Annotated in this window: 7 protein-coding genes; 5 read left to right on the plus strand and 2 right to left on the minus strand. The window is 72.0% G+C overall.

Annotated elements, in window-relative coordinates; genetic code table 11:
- Positions 1 to 3: 3 nt before the first annotated feature.
- Complete coding sequence (locus AC07A6_RS17435) at positions 4 to 393, minus strand: MerR family transcriptional regulator (protein WP_478777642.1); 390 nt, start codon at positions 391 to 393, stop codon at positions 4 to 6.
- Positions 394 to 744: 351 nt separating this feature from the next.
- Between AC07A6_RS17435 and AC07A6_RS17440 the strand changes: the two genes are divergently transcribed.
- Positions 745 to 1,434: a helix-turn-helix domain-containing protein gene (locus tag AC07A6_RS17440; RefSeq protein WP_362459558.1), complete on the plus strand. Its 690-nt coding sequence runs from the start codon at positions 745 to 747 to the stop codon at positions 1,432 to 1,434.
- 142 nt (positions 1,435 to 1,576) lie between these two features.
- Here AC07A6_RS17440 and AC07A6_RS17445 read toward each other — a convergent pair whose 3' ends face one another.
- A complete protein-coding gene (locus tag AC07A6_RS17445; RefSeq protein WP_362459561.1) occupies positions 1,577 to 2,602 on the minus strand; it encodes an ATP-dependent 6-phosphofructokinase in 1,026 nt (341 codons plus the stop codon).
- A gap of 232 nt (positions 2,603 to 2,834) precedes the next feature.
- Between AC07A6_RS17445 and pta the strand changes: the two genes are divergently transcribed.
- The 4 genes from pta to AC07A6_RS17465 all read left to right on the plus strand — a co-directional run.
- Positions 2,835 to 4,922 carry a phosphate acetyltransferase gene (pta, locus tag AC07A6_RS17450; RefSeq protein WP_478777643.1) on the plus strand — a complete coding sequence of 696 codons (2,088 nt, stop codon included), beginning with the start codon at positions 2,835 to 2,837 and terminating at the stop codon, positions 4,920 to 4,922.
- A gap of 35 nt (positions 4,923 to 4,957) precedes the next feature.
- Positions 4,958 to 6,172 (plus strand): acetate kinase, encoded by a 1,215-nt coding sequence (locus AC07A6_RS17455; protein WP_362459567.1) that lies wholly within the window; start codon positions 4,958 to 4,960, stop codon positions 6,170 to 6,172.
- Between the two features lie 61 nt (positions 6,173 to 6,233).
- The gene (pyk, locus tag AC07A6_RS17460) at positions 6,234 to 7,664 is read left to right on the plus strand and encodes a pyruvate kinase (protein ID WP_362459570.1); all 1,431 of its coding nucleotides are present in this window, start codon (positions 6,234 to 6,236) and stop codon (positions 7,662 to 7,664) included.
- Between the two features lie 343 nt (positions 7,665 to 8,007).
- Positions 8,008 to 10,682 (plus strand): hypothetical protein (locus AC07A6_RS17465; RefSeq protein ID WP_478777644.1); only part of this gene is annotated, 2,675 nt, incomplete at its 3' end.

Consider the following 10,682-nt stretch of genomic DNA (forward strand, 5'->3'; position numbering starts at 1 on the left):
TCTTCAGCCGGTCATCTCGCAGCGCGGCACGGCGTCCCCGGCGGCCTCCTCGGCGGCCGACAGCTGGCGGGCGACCTGGTCGCGGACGTCGGCCAGCTGGCCGATCAGGCCGTCCAGCTCGGCGAGCTTGCGGCGGTAGACCGCGAGCGAGGCCGGGCAAGCGTCCCCGGCCGGGTGGCCGGCGCGCAGGCACTCGACGAACGGCCGGGTCTCCTCCAGTTCGAAGCCGAAGTCCTGGAGGGTCCGGATCTGGCGCAGCAGGCGCAGGTCGTCCTCGTCGTAGTCCCGGTAGCCGTTGCCGGTCCGCCGGGCCGTGAGCAGCCCGCGTGACTCGTAGTACCTGAGCGTCCGGGTACTGGTCCCGGCCCGCCTCGCCAGTTCGCCGATGCGCATGGCCCGACCGTATTCCTTGACGCCGACGTCAAGGGAAGGGCGTGTTTCAGGGGAAGGCGAGGGAGCCCTCGCCACCCCCGTATGCGAGGGCCCCCGACATGGATCACGGACGGCGGGCCGGACCGGTTCACGTCGTGTGACCGGGATCACTTCCCGGGCCTCTCGGGTCACCTGAAATGGAGTGGCTTAATCCGTACGCTGGCCCCACTCCCACAAATGGATCTTCCTATGGCCCGATTACCGGACAGTCGCCGGGAAAACCGCCCAAAGCCGTGAACTCCATAGGACTTTCCTACGAGTTATGGGCTTGTTTGAATAGTCTGTAGTCGTCGCAGGTTGGCCACTTCTACGGTGTGCCCTGTGCACTCCAGCCCACCTTTCAATGCCCCCGCCGCGCGCCGCATCCGCGCGGCCCTGGGCATGGCTCCCGGTCATGTCGCCTACGGCCTGCGGGCCCAGTACGGACTGCTCGTCGCACCAGAGACCGTGATGGCCTGGGAGCAGGGCGAGCAGTCGCCCACGTCCGCCGAGCTCACGGCCCTGGCCGGCGTGCTCTGGTGTTCCCCCGGGGAGCTGCTGGCCGAGCCCGTCACCCTGCGGGAGCACCGGATCGCCCGGGGACTGGACCCCGAGGACCTGGCCCGCCGGATCGGGGTCGAGGGGAACGCGTACCGGAAGATGGAGGAGAGCGGGCGCTGGAAGGGCAACGAACGCCAGTCCGCCGCCCTCGCCTCGGTGCTCGGCCTGAGCCTGGCGCAGTTCGTGGCGGCCACCGGCAAGCACGAGGAGCTCGCCGACCTGCTGCGCAGCGCGGCGACCACCCGCTGGCAGGCCTACGTGAAACCGCTGGGCAAGCTGCTGCCGGTGCCCAAGGCCCACCTGGAGCGGGTCCTGGAGCACCTCTACAACGACTACCAGTCGCGGATGGTGGCCACCCTCGGCTGGGGCGGCGCCGAGGGCGCGGCCGGCACCGGCGACGCGGGGCGGGAGTTCCTCGCGGAGATCACGGACCGGTTCTGGGCCCTGGCCGGCGGCGCCTGACACGACGCGCCGCGCCGGACTCGACGCCCGACGCACGACGGCCGACGCGCGACGGCCCCGGGCGCTTCCCGGGGAGGCGCGCCGGGGCCGTTCGGCGGGGAATCCGGGGCGAAGGTCCCGGCGGGCGGGGCCGTTCGCCCGGTCAGAAGACGGACTCGGCCTCGTACATCCGGTGCTCGGGGACGGTCTTGAGCTCGGTGACGGCCTCGGCCAGCGGGGCCATGACGATGTCGGTGCCGCGCAGGGCGGTCATCTTCCCGAATTCCCCGCGGTGCACGGCCTCGACGGCGTGCCAGCCGAAGCGGGTCGCGAGGACGCGGTCGTAGGCGGTGGGGACGCCGCCGCGCTGGACGTGGCCCAGGATGACCGGGCGGGCCTCCTTGCCGAGGCGGTGCTCCAGCTCGATGGCCAGCCGGTTGCCGATGCCGGCGAAGCGCTCGTGGCCGTACTGGTCGATGGCGCCCTTCTCGTACGGCATGGAGCCGGCGGCCGGGTGCGCGCCCTCGGCGACGCAGATCACGGCGAACTTCTTCCCGCGGGCGAACCGTTCCTCCACCATCTTCACCAGGGCGTCCACCTCGAAGGGGCGTTCGGGCAGGCAGATGCCGTGGGCGCCGCCGGCCATGCCGGACTCCAGGGCGATCCAGCCCGCGTGACGGCCCATGACCTCGACCACCATCACGCGCTGGTGGGACTCGGCGGTGGTCTTGAGGCGGTCGATGGCCTCCGTGGCGACCGTGACGGCGGTGTCGAAGCCGAAGGTCCGGTCGGTGGAGGAGATGTCGTTGTCGATGGTCTTCGGTACGCCGACCACCGGCATCCCCGCGTCGGCCAGCATCCGGGCGGCCGTCAGGGTGCCCTCGCCGCCGATCGGGATCAGCGCGTCGATGCCGTAACGCCGCGCCAGCTCGTGGGCGTTCTCGGCGGCTTCGTGCAGCCGCGCGCGCTCCATGCGCGCCGAGCCGAGGATCGTGCCGCCGCGGGCGAGGATGCCGCTGACGGCGTTGATGTCGAGGGGGCGGTAGTGGCCGTCGAGGAGGCCCTTGAAACCGTCCTCGAAGCCGATGACCTCGTCCCCGTGTCCGACCAGGGCACGGTGTACGACCGACCGGATGACAGCGTTCAGGCCCGGGCAGTCGCCGCCTGCGGTGAGAACTCCGATACGCATCGTGCTGTGTCTCCTGCCGTACATATGAAGGACGTAAGGGCGTATTTGATGACGCCTGTCCGATTGTTCCATGTTCCGGGAGGGGTGCGCGCTCGGCACTGCTCCACCCACCAGGCCTTTCGTCCCCCCGGCCCGGACTTTTTCCCGGGGGCGCCCTATCCACTGGCGGAGGTATTGTCAAGAGGTCGAGGCACACCAATCAGACATCCACTGCATGGGACGGAGAGCACGCGTGACGCGCAGCGTGTACGTGACCGGTATCGAGCGGGGAGACGGCCGGCAGGTCGTCGAGCTGGGGATCATGGAGCTCCTGACCCGCCAGACGGGCCGGGTCGGCGTGTACCGCCCCCTGCTGCACGACGGGCCGGACCGGCTCTTCGACCTGCTGCGGGCCCGCTACCGGCTCGACCAGGACGCCGCGACGGCGTACGGCATGGAGTACCACGAGGCCTCCGCCATCCTCGCCGAGAAGGGCACCGACGAGCTGGTCTCCCGGCTCGTCGACCGCTACCACCGGGTGGCCCGCGACTACGAGGTCATGCTGGTCCTCGGCACCGACTACGCCGAGACCAACCTGCCCGACGAGCTGGGACTGAACGCCCGCCTCGCCAACGAGCTGGGCGCGGTCGTCGTCCCCGTCGTCGGCGGCACCAAGCAGCCGGCCGAGGCCGTGCGCGCCGAGGCGCAGAGCGCCCACCGGGCCTACGAGAGCCTGGGCTGCCACGTCGTGGCGATGGTCGTCAACCGGGTGGCTCCCGAGGACCGCGACGCGATAGCCGAGCGGCTCGCGGCCCGCCTCCCCGTGCCCTGCTACGTCCTGCCCGACGACAAGAACCTGTCCGCCCCCACCGTCGCCCAGATCACCCGGGCGCTCGGCGGCGAGGTGCTCCTCGGCGACGACGCCGGGCTCGCCCGCGACGCCGTGGACTTCGTCTTCGGCGGCGCCATGCTGCCCAACTTCCTGAACGCCCTGACCCCCGGCTGCCTCGTCGTCACCCCCGGGGACCGGGCCGACCTGGTGGTGGGGGCGCTCGCCGCGCACGCCTCGGGAACCCCGCCGATCGCGGGCGTGCTGCTGACCCTGAACGAGCGCCCGTCCGCGGACATCCTCACCCTGGCCTCGAAGCTCGCCCCCGGCACCCCGGTGGTCTCGGTGGCCGGCAACAGCTTCCCGACCGCCGCCGAACTCTTCTCGCTGCAGAGCCGGTTGAACTCCGCGACCCCGCGCAAGCTGGAGACCGCGCTCGGCCTCTTCGAGCGGCACGTGGACACCGCCGAACTGCGCGGACTGCTGTCCGTGGCCCGCTCGGAGCGCGTCACCCCGATGATGTTCGAGCACGAGCTGCTGGAGCGGGCCCGCTCCGAGCGGCGCCGCGTGGTGCTGCCCGAGGGCACCGAGGAGCGGGTGCTGCGCGCCGCGGACGTGGTGCTGCGCCGGGGGGTGTGCGACCTGACCCTGCTGGGCGAGGAGCAGGCCATCCTGAAGAAGGCCGGCGACCTGGGCGTCGACATCTCGGCCGCGCAGCTGATCGACCCGGCGACCTCCCCCCTGCGGGAACGATTCGCCGAGTACTACGCCAAGGCCCGCGCGCACAAGGGCATGACCGTCGAGCTGGCCCACGACGTGGTCACCGACGTCAACTACTTCGGCACCCTGATGGTCCAGGAGGGCCTGGCCGACGGCATGGTCTCCGGCTCGGTGCACTCCACCGCCGCCACCATCCGCCCCGCCTTCGAGATCATCAAGACCAAGCCCGAGGCCTCGATCGTCTCCTCCGTCTTCTTCATGTGCCTGGCCGACCAGGTCCTCGTCTACGGCGACTGCGCCGTCAACCCCGACCCCGACGCCGCCCAGCTGGCCGACATCGCCGTGCAGTCGGCGGCCACCGCCGCCGCCTTCGGCGTCGACCCCCGGATCGCGATGCTCTCGTACTCCACGGGCACCTCCGGCTCCGGCGCGGACGTGGAGAAGGTCCGCAAGGCCACCGAGGCCGTCCGCGAGCAGCGCCCCGACCTGCTGATCGAGGGCCCGATCCAGTACGACGCCGCCGTGGAGCCCTCGGTCGCCGCGACCAAGCTGCCCGGCTCCGAGGTGGCCGGCCGGGCGAGCGTGCTGATCTTCCCGGACTTGAACACGGGCAACAACACGTACAAGGCGGTGCAGCGTTCGGCCGGCGCCGTCGCCGTCGGCCCGGTGCTCCAGGGCCTGCGCAAGCCGGTCAACGACCTCTCGCGCGGCGCGCTGGTCCAGGACATCGTCACCACCGTGGCGATCACCGCGATCCAGGCGCAGTCGCAGTCCCGGCCCCAGGCCCAGTGATCCCCCCACCCCACCCGAAGGAAAGACCCGCCACCGTGACCGCAACGCGCGTACTCGTCCTCAACTCCGGTTCCTCGTCCGTGAAGTACCAGCTGCTCGACATGGCCGACCGCTCCCGGCTCGCCGCCGGCCTGGTGGAGCGCATCGGCGAGGAGACCTCCCGCCTGGTGCACGAGCCGCTGACCGGGGCGGGCGCCGGGGCCGGCAAGCGCGAGCGGCTCGGCCCGATCGCCGACCACGGCGCCGCCCTGCGGGCGGTCGCGGAGGAGCTGGCGGCCGACGGGCTGGGCCTGGACTCCCCCGAACTGGCGGCCGTGGGCCACCGGGTGGTGCACGGCGGGACCCGCTTCACGCAGCCGACGGTCATCGACGACGAGGTGCTCGCGGAGATCCGCAGCCTGATCCCGCTGGCCCCGCTGCACAATCCGGCGAACGTGACCGGCATCGAGGTGGCGCGCGAGCTGCGCGGGGACCTGCCGCAGGTGGCCGTCTTCGACACCGCCTTCCACTCGACGATGCCGGAGCACGTGGCCCGGTACGCCATCGACGCGGCGACCGCCGACAAGTACTCCATCCGGCGGTACGGCTTCCACGGCACCTCCCACGCCTACGTCTCGCGCACGGCGGCGGCGCTGCTCGGCAAGCCGGTGGAGGACGTGAACGTCATCGTCCTGCACCTGGGCAACGGCGCATCCGCCTCTGCCGTGCGGGGCGGGGTCTGCGTGGAGACGTCCATGGGCCTGACCCCGCTGGAGGGCCTGGTCATGGGGACCCGCTCGGGCGACCTGGACCCGGCCGTGATCTTCCACCTGGCCCGGGTGGGCGGGCTCTCCGTCGACGAGATCGACTCGCTGCTCAACAAGAAGAGCGGTCTGCTGGGTCTGTGCGGCGACAACGACATGCGCGAGGTGACGCGGCGCGCGGGCGAGGGCGACGAGGCGGCCCGCCTCGCGCTGGCGGCGTACGTCCACCGGCTGAAGAAGTACATCGGCGCGTACACGGCGGTCCTGGGACGGGTGGACGCGGTGGTGTTCACGGCGGGCGTCGGCGAGAACGCCTCCGTCGTGCGGGAGGCCGCGATCGCCGGCCTGGAGGAGCTGGGCCTCGCGCTGGACCTGGAGGCGAACGCCGCGCGCTCCCCGGAGCCCCGGCTGATCTCCCCGGACTACGCGCGGGTGGCGGTCGCGGTGATCCCCACGGACGAGGAGCTGGAGATCGCCTCCCAGGCGTACGCGTTGGTTACCCAGTAGTCACTTGGACTTTCCGCCAGACGGAATATTCCGCTACGAAACAAACGGATAGGATCCGGTCATGCGCCGTTCCAAAATCGTCTGCACGCTGGGCCCCGCCGTCGACTCGTATGAGCAGCTGAAAGCACTCATCGAGGCAGGTATGAACGTGGCCCGATTCAACTTCAGCCACGGGTCCCAGGCAGAACACCAGGAGCGGTACGACCGCGTCCGGAAGGTCTCCGAGGACACCGGGCGCGCGGTCGGCGTCCTCGCCGACCTCCAGGGCCCCAAGATCCGCCTCGAAACCTTCGCCGAGGGTCCCGTCGAGCTGGTGCGCGGTGACGAGTTCACCATCACCACCGAGGACGTCCCGGGCGACAAGTCCATCTGCGGCACCACCTACAAGGGCCTCCCGGGCGACGTCGCCAAGGGTGACCAGGTCCTGATCAACGACGGCAACGTCGAGCTCCGGGTGACCGAGGTCGACGGCCCGCGGGTCAAGACCATCGTCATCGAGGGCGGTGTCATCTCCGACCACAAGGGCATCAACCTGCCCGGCGCGGCCGTGAACGTCCCCGCCCTGTCGGAGAAGGACATCGACGACCTGCGCTTCGCCCTCCGCATGGGCTGCGACATGGTCGCCCTCTCCTTCGTCCGCGACGCCAACGACGTCAAGGACGTCCACCGCGTCATGGACGAGGAGGGCCGCCGGGTCCCCGTCATCGCCAAGGTGGAGAAGCCCCAGGCCGTCGAGAACATGGAGGCCGTCGTGGCGGCCTTCGACGCGGTCATGGTGGCCCGCGGCGACCTCGCCGTCGAGTACCCGCTCGAAAAGGTCCCGATGGTCCAGAAGCGGCTCATCGAGATGTGCCGCCGCAACGCCAAGCCGGTGATCGTCGCGACCCAGATGATGGAGTCGATGATCACCAACTCCCGCCCGACCCGCGCGGAGGCGTCCGACGTCGCCAACGCCATCCTCGACGGCGCCGACGCGGTCATGCTGTCCGCCGAGTCCTCGGTGGGCGCCTACCCGATCGAGACCGTCAAGACGATGTCGAAGATCGTCGCGGCGGCCGAGGAGGAGCTCCTCGCCAAGGGCCTCCAGCCGCTGGTCCAGGGCAAGAAGCCGCGCACCCAGGGCGGCTCCGTCGCCCGCGCGGCCTGCGAGATCGCGGACTTCCTCGACGGCAAGGCCCTGGTCGCCTTCACCCAGTCCGGCGACACCGCCCGCCGCCTGTCGCGCTACCGCGCCACGCAGCCGATCCTGGCGTTCACGACGGACGTGAACACCCGCAACCAGCTCACCCTGAGCTGGGGCGTCGAGTCGGCCGTCGTCCCGCACGCCGACAGCACCGACGCGATGGTCGACCTGGTGGACGCCGAGGTCCTGAAGCTCCAGCGCTTCAACCCGGGCGACACCATGATCATCACGGCCGGCTCGCCCCCCGGCGTCCCGGGCACGACCAACATGGTCCGCGTCCACCACCTGGGCGGCGGCACCCCCGCCTGACCGCTCGACGCCTGACTCTGCCGCACAGAGACCGAGGGCGGCACCCCGGAGACCCGGGGTGCCGCCCTCGGTGTTTTCCGTTGCCCGTGGCTACTGGCTGGTAGTTTCGGCCGAAACCCGACTGGTGTGGCCGAAAACGCACTACCGGCGGTAACCCGATCGTGAAACGCTTCGAACCGCCTTGGGGGAAGGCAACGGGGTTGTGCACCTGACCCGTGCACATGGGGGGATCGACCACTTCTGCTCCACCGTGCCACCGCCGCATGCCGCGGCGGCACGGCCTTACGTACGCGCGCGCCTTCCTTCGGGCTGACCAGAAACCCTGAAGACAGGCAACAAGCACGTGCAAAGAACCACCCTCCTGCGGGGCAGGAGTCGCGCTTCCCGCGACGCCCTGCGGCGCGGACTGGCAGGCACCGCCCTGCTCACCGCCTCCGCGGTCCTCGTCGGCCTGGTCCAGGCCGCCCCGGCCGGCGCCGTCGAGGTCCCCCCGGACACCGACCCGCCGTACCGGCCGATCAGCCTCGGCGAGCAGGCCCGCCTCGACCGCTGTGCGGCCGGCTTCGCCCTGCACATCGGCGGCCCCGAGATGAAGAAGACGGCGGCCAAGGCCCTCACCGGTCCCGCCGCCGACCTGGCCACCGCGACCGACCTGGCCACGGGCATGTACCCGCTGGACCAGGCCCGGATCAAGGACCGCGACTCGTACGAGGGCTCCCCGGTTGCCTCGGCCGAGCGGCGGGAGCGCTGGGAGAAGGCCAACTACCCGTACTGGAAGTCCGGCACGGGCGCGGGCGTCGACCAGTACGCCCCCAAGTTCGACAAGGACGTCGTCGCCTTCACCCTGGGCCCCCAGCGGGACCTGTACAACCAGCTGGGCTCCGACGCCCACGCCGTGCCCTCGAAGGCGGCCCTCGACAAGGCCAAGGCTCTCGCCGCCGAGCTCAAGGGCAAGGACGAGAACCACGACTTCGTCACCAACGGCATGCTCAAGGACGCCGCGAGCGCCAACTACCGCATGCCGACGGCGAGCGACATCGCCCGCTACCTGCGGCTCGGCGGCTACATGGCCAAGACGCCGGCCGAGGACTCGGTCGAGTTCCGTACGGAAGTCGAGGCGCTGAAGGTCGCCTGGGGCGCGTGCGACAGCCGCAACCCGCTCGACTTCTACCGGGTCATGTCCCCGATCGTCGTCACCGCGCACCTGGAGTGGGAGAAGGAGTACGCCTCCCAGGGCAAGCAGCGCGGCGAGATCGTGAACGCCGAGGTCGCCGCGGCGGCGGAGGTGCGCGAGTCCACCGAGGCCATGATCGAGGCGCTGGGCCAGGCGTGGCTCGCCGACCAGATCCTGACCTGGCAGAAGTACTGGGCCGGCCGGCCCGCCAGTGATTCGGGCCGCCCCGCCGCGTCCGTGTTCACCCAGGCCACCAAGGACCTGGCCGCGGCCCGCACCAAGGCCGCCGAGCAGGCGAAGAAGGCGGCGGCCTCCGCCGCGTCCGCCAAGACGGCGTCCGAGAAGGCCGACACGGCGCAGGACGCGGCGTGGGCCATCGCCGACGCCGCCAAGACGCCGCGCGGCCGGGGCCTGCTCTTCGCGCAGCAGTCCGTCCAGGTCGCGAAGGCCTCGGCCGCCGCCGCCCAGGCCGCGGCCAAGGCCGCGGAGACGGCGTCGAACGCCGCCAAGGCCACCGTCGCCGACAGCAACACCCTCTACGCGCTGGCGCAGACCCAGTCGCACGCGCTGAACACCGAGTTCCGCCGGGTCGCCGCGCAGGAAGCCGCCGCCCAGGCGAAGGCCGCCGCCGCGTCGGCGGCCGCCCAGGCCAAGGAGGCCGCGGAGAACGCCACCAAGGCGAAGACCGCGCAGGCCACGGCCGAGGCGGCGCAGGAGACCGCCCGCAAGGCTGCGGACACGGCGAAGGCCGAGCGCGCGAAGGCCGAGAAGGAGAAGGCCACCGCCGTCAAGGAACGGCAGAACGCCGCCAACGAACGCGCGAAGGCCCAGGCCGCCGAGAAGCGCGCGGCGACGGAACGCGAGACCGCGGGCCGGGCGCGTACGGCCGCCGAAGGCGCCAGGGGCACCGCCTGGGGTGAGCTGGGGAAGGCCGAGGCCGCCGAGTCGAAGGCCACCGCGGCCCGCGACAGGGCCGTGGAAGCCGAGCGCAACAAGGCCGCCACGGCCTCACGGGCAGCCTCCCTGGAGGCCGCAGCCGCCGCTCACGTGAGTGACGAGGCCGCCGAGGCGACCCGCAAGGCCGCCACCGAGGCGCGTACGGCCGCGAACCAGGCCGACACCGCCGCGACCGCCGCGCGCAAGGAGGCCGACGAGGCGAGCGCCGCCGCCGTCAACGCCCGCGCCGCCGCGACGCGCGCGGACGCGGCCGCCGCACGCGCCGACAGCTCCGCCGACAAGGCCTGGTCCGCGTACGAGACCAGCTTCTCCGCCGCCCTCACCTCGCACGCCGCAGCGGCCGACGCCATCGCGGCGGCCAACGCCGCCTCGGTCAACGCGACCAAGGCCGAGGCGGAGGCGAAGAAGGCCCAGACCGCCTCGCTTCAGGCGAGCAAGGAGGCCGGTGCCGCCCGCACCGAGTCGATCAAGACGGCGGCATGGTCGGCCGTGACCGCCGGTCACGCCTACGCCACCTCCCAGGCGGCCTCCGCCGCACGTGACTCGGCGGCCCAGGCCATCGCGCCGGCCAACACCGCGATCGCGATGGGCACCGCCTACCGCGAGACGGACTCGGCGGCCGCCTTCGCCGCACTCGTCGGACAGTCGGCCAAGTCCCACGCCGAGCAGCTGGCGGCCGCCGCCACCGCGAAGGCCGAGGAGGCCACCAAGGCCGCGGCGACCGCGAAGGCCCTGGCGGAGAAGGCCTCCGGCGACGCCAAGCTCGCCGCCCAGGCCGCCGCCGCGGGGGGGGGGGGCACGAGCGGCCCGACGGGGGTCCAGGGCGACGGGGCTGGCTGGGGAGAGGGGAGGGGCCCTTGCTCCCTACACCATCAGGAAGGCGAATA

It is taken from the genome of Streptomyces sp. NPDC044002, from assembly GCF_056434525.1.

What these genes read in the sequence shown, in the direction of transcription:
- AC07A6_RS17435 (WP_478777642.1), bottom strand. Translation starts at nt 393, where the DNA reads ATGCGCATCGGCGAACTGGCGAGGCGGGCCGGGACCAGTACCCGGACG.
- AC07A6_RS17445 (WP_362459561.1), bottom strand. Translation starts at nt 2,602, where the DNA reads ATGCGTATCGGAGTTCTCACCGCAGGCGGCGACTGCCCGGGCCTGAAC.
- pyk (WP_362459570.1), top strand. Translation starts at nt 6,234, where the DNA reads ATGCGCCGTTCCAAAATCGTCTGCACGCTGGGCCCCGCCGTCGACTCG.